Source organism: Streptomyces sp. NPDC004134, assembly GCF_042874195.1.
Taxonomy (GTDB): Bacteria; Actinomycetota; Actinomycetes; order Streptomycetales; family Streptomycetaceae; genus Streptomyces.
Window position 1 is genome coordinate 37,957 of sequence record NZ_JBIAMS010000022.1, and the last position, 19,966, is coordinate 57,922.

At 75.5% G+C, this 19,966-nt stretch carries 17 protein-coding genes; 15 read left to right on the forward strand and 2 right to left on the reverse strand.

Annotation, left to right across the window (positions count from 1 at the left end):
- Positions 1-78 precede the first annotated feature (78 nt).
- The 11 genes from ACFYVJ_RS25140 (at position 79) to ACFYVJ_RS25190 (ending at position 15,137) form a co-directional block, all read left to right on the forward strand.
- Entirely contained in the window at positions 79-2,265 is a 2,187-nt protein-coding gene (locus ACFYVJ_RS25140) for a dipeptide ABC transporter ATP-binding protein (RefSeq protein WP_388895765.1), read from the forward strand.
- On the forward strand, positions 2,262-3,164 hold the full coding sequence (locus ACFYVJ_RS25145; RefSeq protein ID WP_388895530.1) for an ABC transporter permease: 903 nt from the start codon (positions 2,262-2,264) through the stop codon (positions 3,162-3,164). Before ACFYVJ_RS25140 ends, ACFYVJ_RS25145 begins: the two co-directional genes overlap by 4 nt.
- Positions 3,165-4,112 (forward strand): ABC transporter permease, encoded by a 948-nt coding sequence (locus ACFYVJ_RS25150; protein WP_388895533.1) that lies wholly within the window; start codon positions 3,165-3,167, stop codon positions 4,110-4,112.
- Positions 4,113-4,184: 72 nt separating this feature from the next.
- The gene (locus tag ACFYVJ_RS25155; protein WP_388895536.1) at positions 4,185-5,723 is read left to right on the forward strand and encodes an ABC transporter substrate-binding protein; all 1,539 of its coding nucleotides are present in this window, start codon (positions 4,185-4,187) and stop codon (positions 5,721-5,723) included.
- A 242-nt stretch (positions 5,724-5,965) separates the two neighbouring features.
- Entirely contained in the window at positions 5,966-6,901 is a 936-nt protein-coding gene (locus ACFYVJ_RS25160; protein WP_388895539.1) for a dihydrodipicolinate synthase family protein, read from the forward strand.
- Positions 6,898-8,478, forward strand: coding sequence for a sulfatase (locus ACFYVJ_RS25165; RefSeq protein ID WP_388895542.1), 1,581 nt, complete (start codon positions 6,898-6,900; stop codon positions 8,476-8,478). Before ACFYVJ_RS25160 ends, ACFYVJ_RS25165 begins: the two co-directional genes overlap by 4 nt.
- Positions 8,479-8,488: 10 nt before the next feature.
- Entirely contained in the window at positions 8,489-10,453 is a 1,965-nt protein-coding gene (locus tag ACFYVJ_RS25170; protein WP_388895545.1) for an exo-alpha-sialidase, read from the forward strand.
- Positions 10,454-10,668: 215 nt separating this feature from the next.
- Positions 10,669-10,890, forward strand: a complete 222-nt coding sequence (locus ACFYVJ_RS25175) for a hypothetical protein (protein WP_388895548.1) — start codon at positions 10,669-10,671, stop codon at positions 10,888-10,890.
- A gap of 135 nt (positions 10,891-11,025) precedes the next feature.
- The gene (locus ACFYVJ_RS25180) at positions 11,026-13,209 is read left to right on the forward strand and encodes a 4-alpha-glucanotransferase (RefSeq protein ID WP_388895551.1); all 2,184 of its coding nucleotides are present in this window, start codon (positions 11,026-11,028) and stop codon (positions 13,207-13,209) included.
- Positions 13,202-14,857: an alpha-L-fucosidase gene (locus ACFYVJ_RS25185; protein ID WP_388895553.1), complete on the forward strand. Its 1,656-nt coding sequence runs from the start codon at positions 13,202-13,204 to the stop codon at positions 14,855-14,857. The genes ACFYVJ_RS25180 and ACFYVJ_RS25185 overlap by 8 nt, the downstream gene beginning before the upstream one ends.
- A gap of 55 nt (positions 14,858-14,912) precedes the next feature.
- Complete coding sequence (locus ACFYVJ_RS25190) at positions 14,913-15,137, forward strand: hypothetical protein (protein ID WP_018834246.1); 225 nt, start codon at positions 14,913-14,915, stop codon at positions 15,135-15,137.
- A gap of 159 nt (positions 15,138-15,296) precedes the next feature.
- Here the strand turns inward: ACFYVJ_RS25190 and ACFYVJ_RS25195 are convergent, their stop codons facing one another.
- Both ACFYVJ_RS25195 and ACFYVJ_RS25200 read right to left on the reverse strand, forming a co-directional pair.
- Positions 15,297-16,094, reverse strand: a complete 798-nt coding sequence (locus ACFYVJ_RS25195) for a VOC family protein (RefSeq protein WP_388895556.1) — start codon at positions 16,092-16,094, stop codon at positions 15,297-15,299.
- 92 nt (positions 16,095-16,186) lie between these two features.
- Positions 16,187-16,714, reverse strand: a complete 528-nt coding sequence (locus tag ACFYVJ_RS25200; RefSeq protein WP_388895559.1) for a DUF1203 domain-containing protein — start codon at positions 16,712-16,714, stop codon at positions 16,187-16,189.
- A gap of 125 nt (positions 16,715-16,839) precedes the next feature.
- Here ACFYVJ_RS25200 and ACFYVJ_RS25205 point away from each other — a divergent pair, with 125 nt between their 5' ends.
- The 4 genes from ACFYVJ_RS25205 (at position 16,840) to ACFYVJ_RS25220 (ending at position 19,957) form a co-directional block, all read left to right on the forward strand.
- The gene (locus tag ACFYVJ_RS25205; RefSeq protein ID WP_388895562.1) at positions 16,840-18,300 is read left to right on the forward strand and encodes an RNA polymerase subunit sigma-70; all 1,461 of its coding nucleotides are present in this window, start codon (positions 16,840-16,842) and stop codon (positions 18,298-18,300) included.
- Between the two features lie 241 nt (positions 18,301-18,541).
- Positions 18,542-19,324, forward strand: coding sequence for an SDR family NAD(P)-dependent oxidoreductase (locus tag ACFYVJ_RS25210; RefSeq protein ID WP_388895565.1), 783 nt, complete (start codon positions 18,542-18,544; stop codon positions 19,322-19,324).
- A gap of 130 nt (positions 19,325-19,454) precedes the next feature.
- The gene (locus ACFYVJ_RS25215; RefSeq protein WP_388895568.1) at positions 19,455-19,715 is read left to right on the forward strand and encodes a type II toxin-antitoxin system Phd/YefM family antitoxin; all 261 of its coding nucleotides are present in this window, start codon (positions 19,455-19,457) and stop codon (positions 19,713-19,715) included.
- Positions 19,712-19,957 carry a type II toxin-antitoxin system RelE/ParE family toxin gene (locus tag ACFYVJ_RS25220; RefSeq protein ID WP_388895571.1) on the forward strand — a complete coding sequence of 82 codons (246 nt, stop codon included), beginning with the start codon at positions 19,712-19,714 and terminating at the stop codon, positions 19,955-19,957. The genes ACFYVJ_RS25215 and ACFYVJ_RS25220 overlap by 4 nt, the downstream gene beginning before the upstream one ends.
- The last annotated feature ends 9 nt before the right edge of the window (positions 19,958-19,966 follow it).

Below are 19,966 nucleotides of genomic sequence, written 5' to 3' on the forward strand. Positions count from 1 at the left end.
GATATCTTGCAGACTCGAACGTTCCCATAGGGGGAGCCGGTGGCACCAGACACGGGGTCGGCCCTGAGCATCAGGGACCTGACCGTTGAGTTCGACACCCCGGCCGGCGTGGTGCGCGCGGCGGACGGCGTGAGCTACGACGTCGCCGCCGGTGAGACCCTCGGTGTCGTCGGCGAGACCGGCTCGGGCAAGAGCGTCACGGCCCTGGCCGCGCTGGGGCTGCTGTCCGCGGGGAACGTGCGGCGGGTGACCGGGCAGGCGCTGCTCGCCGGTACGGACCTGCTCGCGCTGCCGCCTGACGAACTGCGCGCGGTGCTCGGCCGCGACGTGGCGATGATCTTCCAGGACCCCGGCACGGCCCTCAACCCGGTGCAGCGCGTCGGCGACCAGATCGCGGAGGCGCTGCGGGTGCACGACCGGACGCTGACCGCGCCCGCCGCGCGGGCCAGGACCGTGGAACTGCTCGACGAGGTCGGCGTGCCGAACCCCGCCGGGCGGTACGACGCGTACCCGCACCAGTTCTCCGGCGGGATGTGCCAGCGGGCGGTCATCGCGATGGCGATCGCCAACCGGCCGCGGGTCCTGATCGCGGACGAGCCGACGACGGCGCTCGACGTCAGCGTCCAGGCGCAGATCCTCGACGTGCTGCGGCGGGCGGCGCGGGAGACCGGGGCGGCGACCGTGCTGATCACCCACGACCTCGGGGTGGTGGCGGAGACCGCGGACCGGCTGTGCGTGATGTACGGCGGGCGCGTGGTCGAATCGGGCACGGTGTACGACGTCTTCGCCCGGCCGCGGCACCCGTACACCGCGGCCCTGCTGGCGTCGCTGCCGCGCCTCGACGCCCGCGCCGACCGCCTCACGCCCATCCCCGGCCGGCCCCCGGACCTGATCGAGGTGACCCCGGGCTGTGCGTTCGCCCCCCGCTGCCCGGTGGGCCGCGACCGCGCGCGGTGCGCGGAGGAGCGCCCGGAGCCGGTGGCGACCGGCGACGGCGACGGCCTGAGCGCCTGCCACTACCCGGACGAGGCCGGTTCGCCCCCGGGGGCGGCGGAGGCCGGCGACCCGCCGGCTGCCGGCCCCGAGACCGGTCCGGACCTGCCGCCTTCGGGCTCCTCACCGCACGCGGACGCCCCGTCGGCCGCGGACGGCGCCGGGGGCGGCCCGTCCGGGCCGTATGGCGCGCCGGCCAAGTCCGGTACTCCGAAGGACAGCGGGGTCGCGCTCGACGTGCGGGACGCGCGCAAGCTCTTCCCCATCCGCACCGGGGTCTTCGCCCGCACCTCCGGGTACGTGCACGCCGTCGACGGGGTGTCGTTGCGGATATCCGCCGGGCGGACGCTCGGGCTCGTGGGGGAGTCCGGGTGCGGCAAGTCGACGCTGGCGCGGATGCTGCTGCGGCTCGTCCAGCCCAGCGGCGGGGAACTGACCGTCGCCGGGCACGACCTCGTCCGCGCGAACCGCGGCGAACTGCGGCGCATCCGGCAGCGGGTGCAGATGGTCTACCAGGACCCCTTCGCCTCCCTGAACCCCCGGCTCAGCGTCGGCGACAACGTCGCCGAACCCCTGCGCCTCGCCGGCGGCTTCAGCCGCCCCCAGCGGCGCGCCCGCGTGCTCGACCTCTTCGACCGCGTCGGCCTGCGCCCCGAGCACGCCGACCGCTACCCCGCCGAGTTCTCCGGCGGGCAGCGCCAGCGCGTCGCCATCGCCCGCGCCCTCGCGCTGCGCCCGCGGCTGCTGCTCCTCGACGAGCCGGTCTCCGCGCTCGACGTCTCCGTCCAGGCGCAGGTCCTCAACCTCCTGGCCGATCTGCAGCGCGAGTCAGGGATGGCGTACCTCTTCGTCAGCCACGACCTGTCCGTCGTCCGGCAGGTCGCCGACGAGGTCGCCGTCATGTACCTCGGCCGGATCGTCGAGACCGGCCCCGTCGGGCGCATCTACGGCCGCCCCCGCCACCCGTACACCCGCGCGCTGCTCGACTCCGTGCCCGCCCCCGATCCCGCCGGCCGCGAGACCCGCCGCCGGGCCCCGCTCGGCGGCGACGTCCCCAGCCCGGCCGACCCGCCGTCGGGCTGCCGCTTCCGCATCCGCTGCCCGCTGGCGGAGGAGCGCTGCGCCGCCGAGGAGCCGGCGCTGCGCGCGGTCGACGGCGGCCTGACCGCCTGCCACTTCGCCGAGACCCTCCGCGGTGCCGCCGTCCCTGACCCGCCGGGCCCCGGCGGCGCTCCCGCCGCCGCCCCCCTCCGGCGGGAGGTGCGCTCATGACCGGCACCGCCCTGTCCAAGACCGCCGCGGGGCCGCCCGCGCGGGCGCCCCGCTTCGCCGCCGCCCGCCGCTTCGCCCGCTCCCGTTCCGCGCTCGCCGGCGCCGCCGGACTGCTGCTGCTCGTGCTCCTCGCCCTGTTCGCCCCCTGGATCGCCCCCTTCGATCCCAACGAGCAGAGTGCCGACAACCTCCTCGGCCCCTCCGCCACCCACCTCCTGGGCACCGACGAACTCGGCCGCGACATCGCGTCCCGCGTCATCCACGGCACCCGTGCCTCGCTGCTCGTCGGGTTCGGCGCCGCCGCCCTCGGCGCGCTCGCCGGCGTGCCGCTCGGCCTCGTCGCCGGCTACACCGGCCGCTGGGCCGACGCCGTCGCCATGCGGCTGACCGACCTGCTGCTCGCCGTGCCCGGCATCCTGCTCGCGCTCGTCATCATCGCCGTCCTCGGCCCCGGCCGGCTGAACCTCATCCTCGCCATCGGCCTCGGCGCCGTACCGGAGTTCGCCCGGCTCACCCGGGCCGCCACCCTCTCCATCCGGGAGCGCGACTTCGTCGTCGCCTCCCGCGGCATGGGCGCGCCGGCCGCCGACACCATGGTCCGCACCGTGCTGCCGAACGTCCTCGGCCCGATCCTCGTCCAGCTCGTCGTCACCGCCTCGCTCGCGGTCGTCGTCGAATCCGGCCTCAGCCTCCTCGGCCTCGGCAACCCGCCGCCCGCGCCCTCGTGGGGCGGGATGCTCCAGGCGGCCCGCTCGTACCTGCATCAGAGCCCCTGGTACGGCGTCTTCCCCGGGCTCTGCCTCGCGTTCACCGTCTTCTGCCTCGACCGGGTGGGGCGCGGGCTGCAACGGGCCTTCGGCACGGCCGTGACCGGCGGGGCCCGGGAGGGAACGATCTAGATGTACGCGTACCTCATCCGGCGGCTGCTGCAGTTCGCCCTCGTGCTGTTCCTCGGCTCCCTCGCCGTGTGGGCGTTCGTCTTCGCGCTGCCCGGCGACCCGGCGACGGTCCTCACCGGCCCCGACGCCGCGCCGGCCGAACTGGCCGCCACCCGCGAGCGGCTGGGGCTGGACGACTCGGTGGTCCAGCAGTACGTCACCTGGCTCGGCAACGCGGTCACCGGCGACCTCGGCGACTCGTACTTCTCCGCGGAAACCGTCCGCTCGACCCTCCTGGACACCGTCCCCGCCACCGGCCAGCTCGCCGCCTTCGCCATGGCGCTCACCCTGCTCATCGGCATCCCCGCCGGCACCGTCGTCGCGCTGCGGCCCCGCTCGTGGGCCGGCCGCGCCGCCGACGCCTACCTCACCGCCGGGCTCGCGATCCCCGCCTTCTGGCTCGGCCTGCTGCTCATCATCGTCTTCGCCGTGCAACTCGGCGCGCTCCCTGCGGCCAGCGACTACGTGCCGCTGTTCAGCGATCCGGTGGGTGCGGTACGCGCCACGATCCTGCCCGCGCTCGCCGTCGCCGTGCACGCCTCCAGCGTGCTCGCCCGCTTCCTGGCCGCCTCGCTGCGCGAGGTGATGGGCCGGGACTACATCCGCACCGCGCGCGCCAAGGGCGTGCCGGAGCGGTACGTCGTACGCCGGCACGCGCTGCGCAACGCCGCGCTGCCCACCGTCACCGTCGTCGGCATCCAGCTCGGCGGCTTCCTCGGCGGCACCGTCGTCATCGAGGCCGTCTTCAACTACCCGGGACTCGGCCGGCTCCTCTACACCTCGATCGGCGAGCGCGACTACGCGGTCGTGCAGGGCGGCGTGCTCTTCGTCGTGGCCGCCTTCCTCTGCCTCAACCTGCTCGTCGACGTCCTCTACGCCTACCTCGACCCGCGGATCCGGCTCGCCTGACCGCCGCACCGACTCCTCCGCACCCCGCTCCGCCCGACACCCGTGCACCCGCTACGTCAAAGGAGTCCTGTCATGGCACGACCCGCCCCGCGGCTCAGCCGGCGATCCCTGCTCAAGGCCGCCGGACTGACCGGTGCCGGCTCGCTCGCCGGGATACCGCTGCTGACCGCCTGCGGCGAGGGCAGCCGGTCCGGCGGCGCGTCCGGCCGGCTGACCCTCGGCACCACGCAGATCATGCAGTTCGACCCGTACCAGACGAACACCGCCCTGCACATCCACACCTTCTACGCCTACCTCCTCGACTACACCGACGACTACACGCCCACGCCCGCCGCCGCCTCGGAGTGGGAGTTCGCCGACGACCACACCTCGGTGACCGTGACCCTGCGCACCGCCGACTTCCAGTCGGGCAAGGCGGTCACCGCCGCCGACGTCGTCGCCGGGGTCGAGCGCGCCAAGGACCCGGAGGCGGGGTTCACGCTGGCCGCGACGACCGCGTTCATCGACCGGGCCACCGCCGAGGACGACCGCACCGTGCGGCTGGACTTCGCCGAGGCCGTGCCCGAGGAGCTGGTCCTGGACTGGATGTTCGCCTTCCCGCTGGTCCCGGCGGGGCAGAACGAGGTCGCGGTGCTGGAGAAGAAGCCGGCCGGCTCCGGCCCGTTCCTGCTCGCGGACTTCCGCCGGGACCGGCTGCTCCGGCTGAAGAAGAACCCCGCCTTCTGGAACCGCGGCGAACCGCGACTGGACGAGGTCGAGTTCCGCTTCTTCCGCGACGAGGAGGCCCTCGTCAGCGCGCTGGAGTCGGGCGACCTGGACGGCGCCGTGTACCTGTCGCTGCGCAACGCCGACCGGCTGCGCGACCGGTTCACGCTGGTCCAGGGCGCCGGCCGGATGGACCTGTTCTTCATGAACGGCGCCCGGCCGCCGTTCGAGGACAAGAAGGTGCGCCAGGCACTCGCCCGCGCCATCGACCGCGACCGGATCATCGACCAGGTCCGCTTCGGCCTCGGCAAGCCCGTCTACACCGCGTTCATGCCGGAGTCCCCTGCGTTCGACTCCGGCTACCTGGACTCCCACGGCTTCGACCTCGACGCGGCGAAGAAGCTGCTGGACGCCGCGGGCGGGCCGCGCAAGGCGACCGCCGCGTTCAGCCCTGAGCCGGGTGCCAAGGACATCGTGCAGGCGATCCAGGCGGACTTCGAGAAGATCGGCTTCGAGCTGACGCTCCAGCCGATGGAGGAGACGGCGTTCCTCGACGCGCTGTTCGCCGGCGAGCTGGAGTGCTGCGTCGCCGCCCAGCCGAACAACCTGCAGAGCCCGTCGCTGATCTCCCGCGGGCGGCAGATGCTGCCCACCGAGGACAACGTGATGATGGGCGCCCGCGTCCCCGCCCGCTACGCCGCCGCCGTCGAGGCGAGCCGCACCGCGCTCACGCCCGACGCGCAGGCATCGGCGAACGCGGAGCTGAACGCGGTGCTCGTCGACGAGGCGTGGGCCGTCGGCATCGCCACCCGGCCCTCGCTGGCCGCGCTGGACCGGAACGTCAGCGGCTACGCCGTCGACAAGCGCGACTTCCTCGACCTCACCCGCACCCGCCGCACCACCTAGCCGGACAGCGGGGCGCCGCACCGCGCGCGGTGCGCCCGTACGCCCGTGAGCCGGTGCGCCCGGGGGCGGCCGGCGGGTCCTGTGCACCGCCCGCCGCCGTCCTGCGGGGCGGCCTTCGCCCACCGCGCCCCGTCCGCTCGCGTGCACCGCCGCGCCCGCCCCGCGGCCGGGATGCCCCACCGGCCCGCGCGGCCGTGCCCGTACCCGCACCTCCGACCCCGATCCTCCGAGAAAGGTCTCGTATGAAAGCGCTCGACTACGCCGCCGGCAGCCCGGTGATGAGCCTGCTCACCGCGGTGTTCACCCCCTTCCGCCCGGACGGCGGCCTCGACCTGGAGACCGTCGCCGAACAGGCGGACGCGGTGGCGGCCTGGGGCTGCCCGGCGGTGTACGTCGGCGGCACCGCCGGCGAGGGGGCGTCCCTCACCGGCGCCGAGCGGAGAGCGCTGCTGGAGCGGTGGTGCGAGGTGGCGGAGGGGCGGATGGACGTCATCGCGCACGTCGGCCACACCAGCCTCGCCGAGGCGCAGGCCCTCGCCGCCCACGCCGAGGCGAGCGGCGCCCGCGCGGTCTCCGCGGTCCCGCCGTACTTCCACCGGCCCCGGGACGCCGCCGCGCTCACGGACTTCCTCGCCCCGCTGGCCGCCGCGGCCCCCCGACTGCCGTTCATCTACTACCACATACCGTCCGTCACCGGGGTGCAGGTGCCGGCCAGCGAGTTCCTCACGGAGGCCGCCCGGCGCATCCCCACCTTCGCCGGCATCAAGTACGCGGACAACGACCTCGCCGACTTCCAGCGGTGCCTGGAACGGGCCGAGGGCAGGTACGAGATGTACTTCGGCAGCGCCCGGCTGCTGCTCGCCGCCGCCGGGGTCGGGGCGCGCGCCGCGATCGGCTCCGCGTACAACTTCGCCGCCCCCGTCTACCTGCGGCTCATCCGCCATCTCGAACGCGGCGAGACCGACCGGGCGCGCGCCTGCCAGCTCCTCGCCCAGGCCGCCATCGACGCCGCCTCCCGGCACGCCGGCGAGCTGCCCGGCTTCAAGGCGGCGACCCGGCTCGCGGGCGTGGACTGCGGCCCGTGCCGGGAGCCGCTCGGCACCCTCGACGACGCCCAGCTCGACGCCCTGCGCGCCGACTTCGGCCGCATCGGCTTCCCGGACGGACCGCCCGCGTGACCGCGCCGCCCCCGGGACCGCACCCCGGGTCGCCCGGCCGGGCAGGACCCCGCCCCAACGTGCTGGTCATCCAGGCGGACCAGTACCGCTGGGACTGCCTCGGCGCCGCCGGCCACCCCGACGTGCGTACCCCCGCCCTCGACCGGCTCGCCGCCGACGGGGTCCGGCACACCGAGGCGTACTGTCCGTACCCGGTCTGCACCCCCTCCCGCTACGCCATGCTCAGCGGCCTCTACGCCCACCAGCACGGCGCCTGGACGAACCACAGCACCCTCGATCCCGCCCTCGACACCTTTCCCCGCGCGCTGCGCCGCGCCGGCTACCGCACCGCCGCCGTCGGCAAGATGCACTTCACCCCGACCTACCTGGACGTCGGCTACGACCGGCTGCACCTCGCCGAACAGCACGGCCCCGGCCGCTACGACGACGACTACCACCGCGAACTGCGCGCCGCCGGCCTCGCCGACGTCGTCGACCTGCTCGACCAGGAACTCACCCTCCGCCCGCAGGCGCCGCCGGGCTACCGGGAGACGTACGGCACCGGGCGCTCCGACCTTCCCGAGGAATGGCACTCCACCACCTGGATCGGCGAGCGCGCCCTGCGGGAACTCGACGCGTGGGACGACGGCGGCGGGCAGCTTCTGCACGTCTCGTTCGTCAAACCCCACCACCCCTTCGACCCGCCCGCCCCCTGGGACGCGCTCCACGAGCCCGCCGCGCTCACGCTCCCGCCGGGCTGGACCCCCGCGGTCCCCGACGCCGATCTGCCGCACGCCCGCGCGTACTTCGACTACGGCCCGCTGACCGAGCCCGTGCTGCGCACCGTCCTCGCGCACTACTACGGCTCCATCGCCCAGCTCGACCACCACGTCGGCCGGCTGCTGGACGGGCTGCGCCGGCGCGGGCTCTACGACGACACCCTCGTGCTGTTCACCTCCGACCACGGCGAGTACCTGGGCTTCCACCACCTGCTGCTCAAGGACGGCCCGATGTACGACCCGCTGGTGCGGGTGCCGCTGCTGGTCAAGCACCCGGCCGGGGCCCGCGGCGGCGGCCGCCGCGGGGAGGTGAGCGACACCCCGGCCTCGCTGGTCGACGTCGCCCCCACCGTGCTCGCCGCCTGCGGCACCGCCGCGTCCGGCGCCCTGCCGGGGCGCGACCTCGCCGGGCCGGCCGCGGCGGACCGGTATGTCTTCGCCGAGGACCGCCGGCGCGGCCGGGTGCTCATGGCCCGCTCCCGTACGCACAAGCTGCTGCTGGCGGCCGATCCGGCGGAGGACGCGCTGTACGACCTGACGTCCGACCCCCACGAGCTGACCGACCGGCTCGGCGACCCCGCCTGCGCGGAAGCCGCCGCGGAGCTGCGCGAAGCACTGTGGCGCTGGGCGGTGTTCGACACCCCGGTGCCGCCGCGCCTCGACGAGAACGCCCCCCGGGTACGCGGCCCGGTGCCCACCGCGGCGCCCGGCGGCGACCCGCGCGCCGCCCCCCGCGCGCACGACGCGGCGGCCGTCCGGCGCGCCCTCGACGCCGGCGGCCCGGCCGCCTGGACCTCCTCCGGTGACACCCACCCCTGAAGGGAGCACCATGTCCGCACCCGTCAGCCCCATCCCCCGCCGAACTGCCCGCCGATCCGCCCGCCGCAGAGGCACGTCGAAGGTCGTCGGCCTCGCCGCCTGCGGGCTGCTGCTGGCCGGCGCCGTACCGGCCGCAGCCCTGCCCGCGGCGGCGGCGCCGGACACCGCGGCCGCGCCGGGGCCCGGTCCGCGCATCGCGTACGCCGGCGTCTTCGAGCGCGGCGAGGACGGCTACCACTCCTTCCGCATCCCCGCCGTCGTCGAGGCCGCCGACGGCACGCTCCTCGCGTTCGCCGAGGGCCGGGTGGACAGCCCCGGCGACGACGGCAACATCGACCTCGTGCTCAAGCGGTCCCAGGACGGCGGCCGTACGTGGGGCGAGCTGGTCGTCGTCGCCGACGACGGCGGCAACAAGTTCGGCAACCCCGTGCCGGTCGTGGACCGCGCCACCGGCCGCGTCCTGCTCAACACCACCCGCACCGGCGGCGGCGTCTCCGGCCAGGACGTCATCTGCGGCCGGGCGACGGCCGAGGAGACCCGGCGCTCGTTCGTCCAGCACAGCGACGACAACGGCGCCACCTGGTCGGCACCGCGGGAGATCACCGCCGACGTCAAGCCGCCCGGGTGGCGGCACTTCGTCGGCGGCCCCGGCCACGGCACCCAGCTCACCCGCGGCGCGCACGCCGGCCGGCTCGTCATCCCCGGCAACCACTCCCGCGCCCCCGAGTCCGGCGGCGGCTGCCCCGACAACCGCCTCTTCGGCGGCCACTCCCTCTACAGCGACGACGGGGGCGCCACCTGGCACCTCGGCGGCGTCGACGAGGTCACCGACGGCAGTGTCATCCCCAACGAGACCTCCGCCACCGAACTGCCCGACGGCACCGTCTACTTCAACACCCGCGACCAGCACGGCAGCAGCCCCGGCTCCCGTGCCGCCACCGTCAGCAGCGACGGCGGCGCCACCTTCGACGCCCCGTACCGCGAGGTGCCCGATCTCCTCGCGCCCGTCGTCCAGGGCGCCGTGCTCACGCTCCCGGCCGCCTCCGACCCGGCCCGGCGGCTCGTGTTCTCCGCCCCCCGGCACGCCACCGCGCGCGAGAACCTCACCCTGCGGACCAGCCGCGACGACGGCGCCACCTGGCGGGAGGGACCGCAGGTGCACGACGGCCCGGCCGGCTACTCCGACCTCGTACCCGCCGCCGGCGGTGTCGGCGTGCTCTACGAGAACGGCGACCGCACGCCCACCGGCGACGGCCTCCAGCCGTACCACCGGCGGATCACCTACGCGTACGTGCCCGCCCCGCTGCTGAACACCCCGCCGCCGCGGCCCTCGACGACGCCCGACGCCTCCGGCCACCGCCGCGACGCCGTCGTCGGCGGCACCCCGGAGCGCGTCGGCGGACCCTTCGGCCGCGGGCTCGGGCTCGCCGGCGACTACGTCGAGACGCCGGCCGCCGACGAGTTGGCATTCGGCACCGGGCCGTTCACCGCCGCCGCCTGGTTCCGCAGCACGGAGCGCGGGCAGCAGCAGGCCGTGCTCTGGGCGCACTCCGAGGAGGCGGCGAACGCCAAGTGGTGGATCCGGCTGGAGCCGGACCAGAACCGTATCCGGGGCCACCTGAACACCGGCTCCGGGAACACCTTCGTCTCCGCCCCGGGCGACTTCGCCGACGGCCGGTGGCACCACGTCGCGCTCACCCGCGACGAGACGGGCGTCACGCTCTACGTGGACGGTGCCCCCGCCGCCGCCTCGGGACCGGTCGCGGGCTCGGTCTCCGCCGGTGCCCTCACCGGCATCCGGGCCGGCGCCCGTACCGGCGGGATCAACAACCCGCTCGTCGGCGCCGTGGACGAGGTGTGGCTGCTGGACCGCGCCCTCGACGCCGGGCAGGTCGCCCGGCTCGCCGCGGACAACCGCGCCCCGCGCGGGGACACCGTGCTGCACCTGCCGCTGGAGAAGGTCCGGCGCGGCTAGCCGCGGCACCCGTCTTTCGTCCTCCCGGCCCCGGCGGAAAAAGCGGGCCGGGAGGGCGTACGTGCCCCAGCTCTTGCGTTTTCCACAGCCCGTTACAGTGAATTCGCCCGTTCCGGGTACTGTGACGTATGGCACGAACGCGTGTCGCCACGACTGCCGGGCCCTTGATCGGGTAGCGGCGGACGTGACCAGCCGTCGACCGAGGAGGACTTGCGGTGGCCGCTCCCGCTCCTTTCGAAGTCCGTCACGACCACCACCTCAAACCGGTCGAGGGCGCCGACCCCGACTACGGTCTGGCCGGCGCCTGCTCCTGCGCCGAGCTGCCGCTGACCAGCGAACCCCCGCTCGCCGCGGGCACTCCGCTGACCAGCGAGCCGCCGCTCGCCGCCGACGACAACCTCATCAGCGAGCCGCTGCCGCCCGTTCACTTCACGTGACGGCCTGCTGACGGCGCGCGGCTGCCGCAGTACGATCAGCCTGCCGGCTCACCCCGGCGGGGACCCTCCGGGGCCCGCGACCGGGTATGTGGGTGACGCCGGAGCCGATGACGTCGCATACCACCTGGGGGTGGCATGTCTCTGGCGCGGTTAGCTGCGCTGCACGGAGTCGCGGTCTCGTACGAGCGCACGCCAGGCCGCTCCGTCCCGGTCCACGACGACACGCTCGTCGCCGTCCTCGCCGCGCTCGGCGTGGACGCCGCCGGGCCCGCCGCCGTCGCCGCCTCGATCGCGGCGTACGAAACGGCCGAACGGGACCGCCTCCTGCCCGCGACCCTCGTGCGGCCCGCCGGCACGGTCCTCGATCCCGGCCCGCTGCCGGACGGCACGGCGACCGCCCTGGCCGGCGAGGACGGCGCGGAACTCGACCCGCGCGCCCCGCTCCCGCCCGGCGTGCACACCCTCACCGCCACCGCCCCCGACGGGCGCACCGGCAGGGCCACCGTCATCGCCGCCCCCGCGCGCGTGCCGCAGCCGGCCAGGCGCGGCGCCGGACTCGCGCTCCCGCTGCCCGCACTGCTGTCGACGCGCTCGTGGGGCATGGGCGACCTCGGCGACCTGGCGGAGCTGGCCGCCTGGTCGGCGCGTACCCACGGCCTGGACTTCGTGCAGTTGGGCCCCTTGCACGCCGCGGTCCCCGGCGCCGCGGGCCGGCCCGCGGAACCGTCCCCGTACCGGCCCTCCTCCCGGCGCTTCACCGACCCCGTGCACCTGCGGATCGAGGACATACCCGAGTACCGCTACCTCGCCCCCGACGACCGCGCGCAGGCCGCGGAACTGGCCGGCCGCGCCGCCGCGTTGCGCGACAGGGTGCGCGCCAAGGGCGGGCTCGTCGACCGCGACGAGGTGTGGCGGCTCAAGCGCGCCGCGCTGGAACTGCTGCTGCGCGTCGAGCTGACGCCCGGCCGCCGCGTCGCGTACCACCACTTCCTCGCCGAACAGGGCCAGCCCCTCGACGACTACGCCGCCTGGTGCGCCCTGGCCGAGATCCACGGCCCCGACTGGCGCTCCTGGCCCGGCGGTCTCGCCGACCCGCGCTCCACCGCCACCACCCGCGCCCGGCACGACCTGCTCGACCGGATCGACTTCCACTGCCGGCTCGCCTGGCTCACCGACAACCAGCTCTGGCGGGCCCAGCGGATCGCCCGGGACGCGGGCATGGCCGTCGGCGTCATCCACGACCTGGTGGCCGGCGTGCACCCCTCGGGCGCCGACGCCTGGGCGGAGCAGTCCGTCCTCGCCGCCGGCTGCACCGCGGGCACCGCGCCGCGCGACGGCGACGCCGGCGGCACCGACCGGGGCGTGCCGGTGTGGCGGCCGGACCGGCTGGCGGCCGCGGGCTACGGCCCGTACCGCTCGGTGCTGCGCGCCGCGCTGCGGCGGGCGGGGGCGCTGCGCGTCGGGCACGTGAGCGGGCTGTTCCGGCAGTGGTGGGTGCCGGCGGGCCGGCCGCCGGCGGAGGGCACGTACGTCTCGTACGACGCCGAGGCGATGCTCGGCGTCCTGGCGCTGGAGGCGCACCGGGCGGGTACGCCGGTGATCGGCGACGACCAGGAAGTGCCGGCGGATCCCGCGGTACGGGACGCGCTCGCGGCGCGCGGCGTGCTCGGCACGTCGGCGCTGTGGAACCAGCGCGAACCGGCGCCGGAGACCCCCGGCGGCATACCGTGCCCGCGGCCGCCGGAGCGCTGGCGGGCCGACGCGCTCGCCGCCGTCACCGGGCACGGCCTGCCGCCCACCGCCGCCCGGCTCAGCGGCGCGTACCTGGCGCTCCGCCACGAACTCGGCCTCGTCGAAGGACCGCTGCCCGCCGCCCGCGCCGCCGACGCCGTGGAGGTCGGCACCTGGCTCGACCTGCTCGACCGGCTGCGGCTGCTGCCCGGCGGCCGGGCCGACGAGGCGTCCGTCATCACCGGCCTGTACCGCTTCCTCGCCCGCACCCCCGCCCGGCTCGTCGCCGTCTGGCTGCCCGACGCGGCCGGCGACCGGCGCCCGCAGCACGTGCCGGGCGCGGGCCAGGACTACCCCGGCTGGCGGCTGCCGGTCGCCGATCCGGACGGCCGCACGGTGCTCCTGGAGGAGCTGGCCGACGCGCCGCGGACCCACCGGCTGCTGGCGGAGGTGGTGCGCGAACTCGGCGGCCGGGCCGGCGCGCAGCCCGGCGGTGACGTGTCCGGCGGCCTCTCCGGCGAGCTGCGCGGTGCCGGGTCCGGAGGTGCCCGGTCCGGGCGTACGGACCAGGAGGCGCCCCGTGCGTAGAGCCGCCCGTTCCGTCGGCACCGGAGCCGCGGCCGTCGCCCTCACGGCGACCGCCCTCCTCCCGGCGGCCCGCGAGCCCGCGGCCGCCGCCGACGCGTGCATCCGGCCGATCGAGCCCGCCTCCCTGATGGCCGTCGAGGAGTGCGACACCCCCGAGCGCATCCTCGCCAAGGCCGCCCACATCGTGCCCACGCGCGGCCAGCTCGCCTGGCAGCGGCGCGAGGTGACCGCGTTCACCCACTTCGGCATGAACACCCTCACCGACCGCGAGTGGGGCTCGGGCGCGGAGGACCCGGAGCTCTTCGACCCGGGGCGCGTCGACGTCGCCCAGTGGATGCGCACGTACAAGGCGATGGGCGCCGAGATGGCCATGCTCACCGCCAAGCACCACGACGGCTTCAACCTCTACCCGACGCGCTACTCCGACCACTCCGTGGCCGCCAGCCCGCACAGCCGCGACCTCCTCGGCACGTACGTCAGGGAAGCCCGCAGGGCCGGGCTCGGCGTCGGCGTCTACCTCTCGCCGTCCGACGGCGCGGAGCTGCCGCACGTCTGGCACGCCGGCTGGCTCGCGGACCTGCGCGAGAAGCAGGAGGCCGGGGAGCCGCTGACGAGCGTCGAGCGCACCGCGCTCGCGGACGGCGGCCCGCCCTCCGGCCACGGCCGCTACGGCAACGGCAGCCCTGTGCGCACGCACACCATCCCCACCCTCGCCGAGGGCGACGACCGCGCCGGCGACGTGGCGGCCGGGCGGCTGCCCACGTTCACGGTGCGCGCGAACGACTACGACGCGTACTACCTGAACCAGGTCTACGAGCTGTTCACCGAGTACGGCCCCATCGACGAGCTGTGGCTCGACGGCGCCAACCCGTGGCGGACCGCGGGCATCACGCAGGAGTACGACTTCCGGCAGTGGTACGAGCTGATCCACGCGCTCTCCCCGGACACGGTCGTCTTCCAGGGCCCGCGGGGCATCCGCTGGGTCGGCAACGAGCGCGGCGTCGCCCGCGAGACCGAGTGGAGCGTCACCCCGCACGCCGTCGACCCCCGGACCACGCACGGCGCGCTGCCCAACGACTCCACCGACGCCGACATCGGCTCGCGCGCCCGGCTGCTGGCGGACGGCGTCCGGTACCTGCAGTGGTATCCGGCGGAGGCCGACGTCTCCAACCGCCCCGGCTGGTTCCACCACCCCGGCGAGCGGCCGAAGACGGCGGACGAGCTGTTCGCGCTGTACGAGCAGAGCGTCGGCCGCAACGCCCCGCTGCTGCTCAACGTGCCGCCCGCGCGCGACGGCCGGATCGCCCCCGAGGACGTACGCGAACTGCGCGCCTTCGGCGACCGGGTGCGCGCGGTGTACGGCGAGAACGTGCTGGACCGGCGCGGGCCGCAGACCTTCGACCGGGTGCGGCTCGCCGAGGACATCCGGCACGGCCAGCGCGTCGAGCGCTTCGCGGTGGAGGCGCGGGACCCGGCGACGGGCCAGTGGCGCCGGATCGCCGCGGGCACGACGATCGGCGCGTACCGCATCCTGCCGCTGGCCGCGCCGGTGACGGCGGACGAGCTGCGGGTACGGGTGGAGGAGGCGCGGGGCGAGCCGCGGCTGCTGCCGGTGACGGCGCATCTGAGCACGGCGGGGAGCCCGTAGCGCGTTAGGCGACCCCGGGCGCGCGGGTGGCGGCGGTGTTCGCTACGGTTTGAGCGTGGACAGGAAGAAGACCCTGCGCGCCGGTGCACTCGCCGCCGGGACGGCGCTGATCATGCTGATGTCGTCCCCCGCCGCCTCCGCGCTGAACCGCGACGACGGCGACGACCCGGGCCCCGGACTGAGCGTGGCGGAGACCCTGGGTCTCTTCGTGCTCACCCCGCTGGTGGCCTTCGCGGTGATCGCCGGACTGGTGGTCGCGGCGGAGAAGAAGAAGAGCTGACGCGGGCGGGTCGCCCCGTCGCGCGCAGGCGCCTGCTCCGCACCGCGGAGCGGGCGCTTTCGGCGCGCTCACGGCGCTCTTGGCACTCATGGCGCTGACGGAATCCGGTGGGCCGGGGCCCGGCGCCTCGGCGCCCGGCCCCGGCCGCTGCCGCCCGCCTCAGGCGAAGTCCGGCATGTCACCGACCGTGCGGTTGACGTCGATCACGGTGAACGACGCGCCCTGCGGGTCCTCCAGAGTCGCCATCCGCCCGAACGGCGAGTCCTGCGGCCCGAACTGCACGCTGCCGCCGCGCCGCCGCGTGGTCTCCACGGCACGGTCGCAGTCGTCCACCGCGAAGCAGACGCCCACGTGCGGGGGAGTCCCCTCGGGGAAGACGTTGCCGCTCATCTGCGCCCGGCCGATGAGCGGGTCGCCGTCGCCGACGCTCCACACGGCGTAGTCCATGGTGTCGTCCTGCATCTTGCGCACCCGGTAGCCGAAGACCTCGGGGAAGAAGGCGTCGGCGTGCTCCGGGTTGCGGGTGTCGACCTCGGCCCAGCAGAAGGTGCCGGGCTCGCCGATCGCGGCGAAGCCCTCGTGGCTGCCGGGTTCCCAGAGGCCGAACCGGATGCCGTCCGGGTCCTCGGCGATCGCCATCGTGCCGTACGGGCCGACCTCCATCGGGCCCATGAGGACCCGGCCGCCCTGCTCGCCGACGTGCCCGGCGGTGGCTTCCGCGTCGGGCGTGGCGAAGTAGAGCGTCCAGCCCGCCGGGGCCTCCTCCGCCCCCGGCATGGGCGGCGCGAGTCCTGCGGCGACGCCGCTCTCCGCCATGGCCTGGGTGTAGTGCCCGGAGGCTTCGCCCCCGTCCTCGAAGGTCCAGCCGAAGACGTCGGCGTAGAAGCTCTTCGCGGCCTCGAGGTCGGGGAAGGTCGCGTCCGCCCAGGTGGGTGCGCCTTCGGGTCGTACGGTCATGATCTGTCGCCTCCTCTGAGGCTGGGGGGTATTGCGCGGATTTGTGCACTTCTCACGCTAGCCCCGCGGCGCGCGGCTCGCGCGCGGACGGCTCAGGGACGGCGTACCTCGTACAGGAAGCAGCCGTACTCCACCGCCCGCACGTGCACGAACGCGACCTCGGGCGCCGCGAACGCCTCCGCCAGCGCCCGGCCGGTCGCCGCCTCGGCCCCGGCCGGGTCCTCCGGCAGCCGCAGCGCGGCGCCGCCGGCGATCCTCCCGCCCGCGTCGTAGCGCCGGAAGGCCCGCAGCGCGGCGGTCTCGGCGAACGGAAACCCGCCGCCGGGCCGGGGCCCGGCGCACTCCCCGGCGTGCACGAAGACCGGGCCCTGCTCGTCGTACGCCCCGGGATCCACCCCGGCCGCGGCGGCCCACCGCCGCAGCGGGGCGTACGAGACGAGCGCGATCCGCTCCCCGGCCCGGCTCCGCCGCAGACAGCAACGCAGCGGCGCACCGCCTTCACCGTCGGTCACCGCCCGGGCGGGACGCCCGGCGTCGTCGGCTTCGCGGAGCCGCGCGAGGACGGCCGGGGGGATGGGGGCGGCGCGGTAGGCGGCGGGGGCTTGCGGTGTCGTCGTCATGCCGTCCAGGCTGCGCGCCGCGGGCCGCGGACGCTGGCGGGAATCCGACGTCAGGTTCGCTGTCGGCGGGTGCTGGCAGAATTGCGTCACGCACCGACCGCACGACGCTGACCAGGGGAGGAACCGTGTCCGCAGCGGACGCCACGTGCCCGGCCTGCGCCGGCCCCGTGCCCGCGCGCGCCGGCCGCCGGGGCCGTACGTCCGTCTACTGCTCCGCCGCCTGCCGCCAGCGCGCCTACCGCGAGCGCCGTGCCCCCGAGGCGACCGGCTCCGTGCGGGAGCTGATATCCGACGTCGCCGAGCGCGCCGGGCGGCTCACGCCGCGGCCGCCGGAGGCGTTCTACGCGGACGTGACGGAGCTGTCGTCGTCGGTGGGTCGGCTGCGGCGCATCGCGCGTACGGCCAGGGACGCCGCGGGGGGCCCGGAGGACGGCGCGCCGGAAAGCGTCACGCGGGAGCCGGAAAACGTCTCGACGGAAAACGTCACGCAGAAAAACGTCACGCCGGAGGGCGTTACGCCCGGGGACGGCTTGCCGGAGGAAGCGCCGGAAAGCGTCACGCCGGGGCCCGTGACGAGTGGGGAGCCGGACTCCGCCGCCCCCGACGACGCGGACTTCGCCGCCCTGATGGAGACGTACCGCCGCGAACTGCAGGTCCACTGCTACCGGATGACCGGCTCGTACGACGAGTCGGAGGACCTCGTACAGGAGACGTTCCTCAAGGCGTGGCGCCGCCGCGAGACCTACGAGGGCCGGGCCGCCGTGCGCGCCTGGCTCTACCGCATCGCCACCAACACCTGCCTGGACCACCTCCGCCGCCACTCCCGCACCCCCGCCCGCTACGAGCGGCTGCCCGGGATGGCCCACGGCGACGCCGAGCCGCCGGCCCGCATCACCTGGCTCCAGCCCTACCCCGACGAACTGCTGGCCGACGTGCCCGCGGCCGACGCGGGCCCGGAGGCCCAGGCCGTCGCACGCGAGACCGTCGACCTGGTCTTCCTCGCCGCGCTTCAGCACCTGCCGCCCCGCCAGCGGGCGGCGCTCGTGCTCCGCGACGTCGTCGGCCTGCCCGCCGCGGAGACCGCCCGCCTGCTGGACCTGAGCACCGCCGCCGTCAACAGCGCCCTGCAGCGCGCCCGGCCCGCGCTGCGCGCGCACCTGCCCGCAGGCGAGCGCGCGGAGTGGGCGCCGCTCACGCCGCCGACGCCCGAGGAACTGGCGGCCGTCGACCGGTACCGGGAGGCGGCCGAGCGGCTCGACATGGCGGCGATGGCGGCGCTGCTGACCGAGGACGCGACGCTGACGATGCCGCCCAACCCGTTCTGGTTCGTCGGGCGGCGGACGATCGTGGACTTCGTCTCCCAGTCGCTCGACCCGGCCCTGCCCGGCTTCTTCGGCGACTGGCGGCACCTGCCGACCCGCGCCAACGGCCGCCCGGCGGTCGCCGGTTACGTGCGCCGGCCGGGGACGACGGTGTACCGGGCGCAGACGCTGGAGGTGCTGCGGGTGGATGGGGGGCGGATCGCCGAGATCACCACGTTCGAGCCGCATCTGCTGCCGGCGTTCGGGCTGCCGATGACGCTTTGAGCAGCGGCGTCTCCCCGCCGATCCGCCCGGATGCTCGTCACCCTCGCAGGACCCGGACCCGGGAGCCGCTCCCCTCGCCCGCACCCCCTCACCCCGTTGGCGCCGGGAGCCCTGCCCTGCGGGGGCATTCGGGCGAACACCGGGGGCCGCGCCGCGGACACCGGGCCGGGAGCGATGACTGCCGCGGCCCGCGTGCGTCTCAATGGCCGACATCACCCGATGACGACAGCCAGGAGAGACCATGCTGCTGCAGGACAAGAACGCGATCGTCTACGGCGCCGGCGGCGCGATCGGCGCCGCGGTCGCCCGCACCTTCGCCCGCGAGGGCGCCCGCGTCCACCTCACCGGCCGGAACGCCGCGAACGTCGAACTGGTGGCGAGGGACATCAACGAGTCCGGCGGCACCGCCCACGCGGCCGTCGTGGACGCGCTGGACGAGCGGGCGGTGGAGGAGCACGCGGCCCGGGTGGCGGAGGAGGCGGGCTCCCTCGACGTGACCATCAACCTGATCACCCGCAACGACGTCCAGGGCACCCCGCTGGTCGACCTGTCCGTCGCGGACTACGTCTCCTGCGTCACCCGCGGCCTCACGACCAACTTCATCACCGCCCGCGCCGCGGGCAAGCGGATGGCGGCGCAGGGCTCCGGCGTCATCCTGGCGCTCAACAGCGGCTCGTCCCACACCAGTCCGATGATGGGCGGCACGTGCCCCGCGGACGCGGCGATCGACACCCTCATCCGCTCCCTCGCCCAGGAACTGGGCCCCAGCGGCGTCCGCACCGCGGGCCTGTGGGCGGCCGGTGTCCCGGAGACCCTCACGCCGCAGAAGCTCGGCGCGGTCAACCCGGCGATGGCCACCCCGGAAGCCCTCCGCGGCGTCCTCGACACCCTCGACAGCCTCCGCATGCTCCCGGCCTCCCCCCGCCTCCAGGAGATCGCCGACCTGGCCGCCTTCCTCGCCTCCGACCACGCGGCCGCGGTCACCGGCACCTGGGTCAACGCCACGGCGATGTTCCCGAGCTGACACCGGGTCGGGGGCGGGGCGGACGGTTGCCGACGGGCCGCAGTCGGGCCGGCCCCGTCCCTGGGCTCAGACGCCGGACGATGCCGTGGAACACTGGGCCGGATGTGCACACTTCCGTAAGGTGGTGTGCATGACGGAGACGACGTATTCGATCGTGGAAGCCCGTGCCCGGCTGGGTGCCATTGCCCGCGAGGTCAGCGCCACCCGTGAGCCGGTCGCCATCACCGACCACGGGCAGACCGTCGCCATACTGGTGAGCCCTGCCGACGCCCTGGAGCTGGAGGAGTTGCGTGCGCTGGCCGCCTACCGAACTCGCCAGGGTCGCGGCGAGGACGCCGGAGTCTCGCACGACGATGCGTATCGGCGCGTGTTCGGCGGCACCGAGGCGTGAGGTACGAGGTCATCTGGGAGCCGGAGGCTCTCGCGAAGGCAGAGCGGTTCGCCAAGGACGACCCCGCCGGCGTACGGCAGGTGTTCACCGCCGTCGACCGCCTCGCCGACGATCCGCGTCCCCGCGGGGCGTTCGGCAGCGCCGGCCTGCTGCGCATCCATGTCAGCAGCTATCGGGTGATGTACGAGATCAACGACCGGCAGGTCCGAGTCAGCGTCGTCCATCTCGGACGCGTGCGCTGAGCGGCGGCT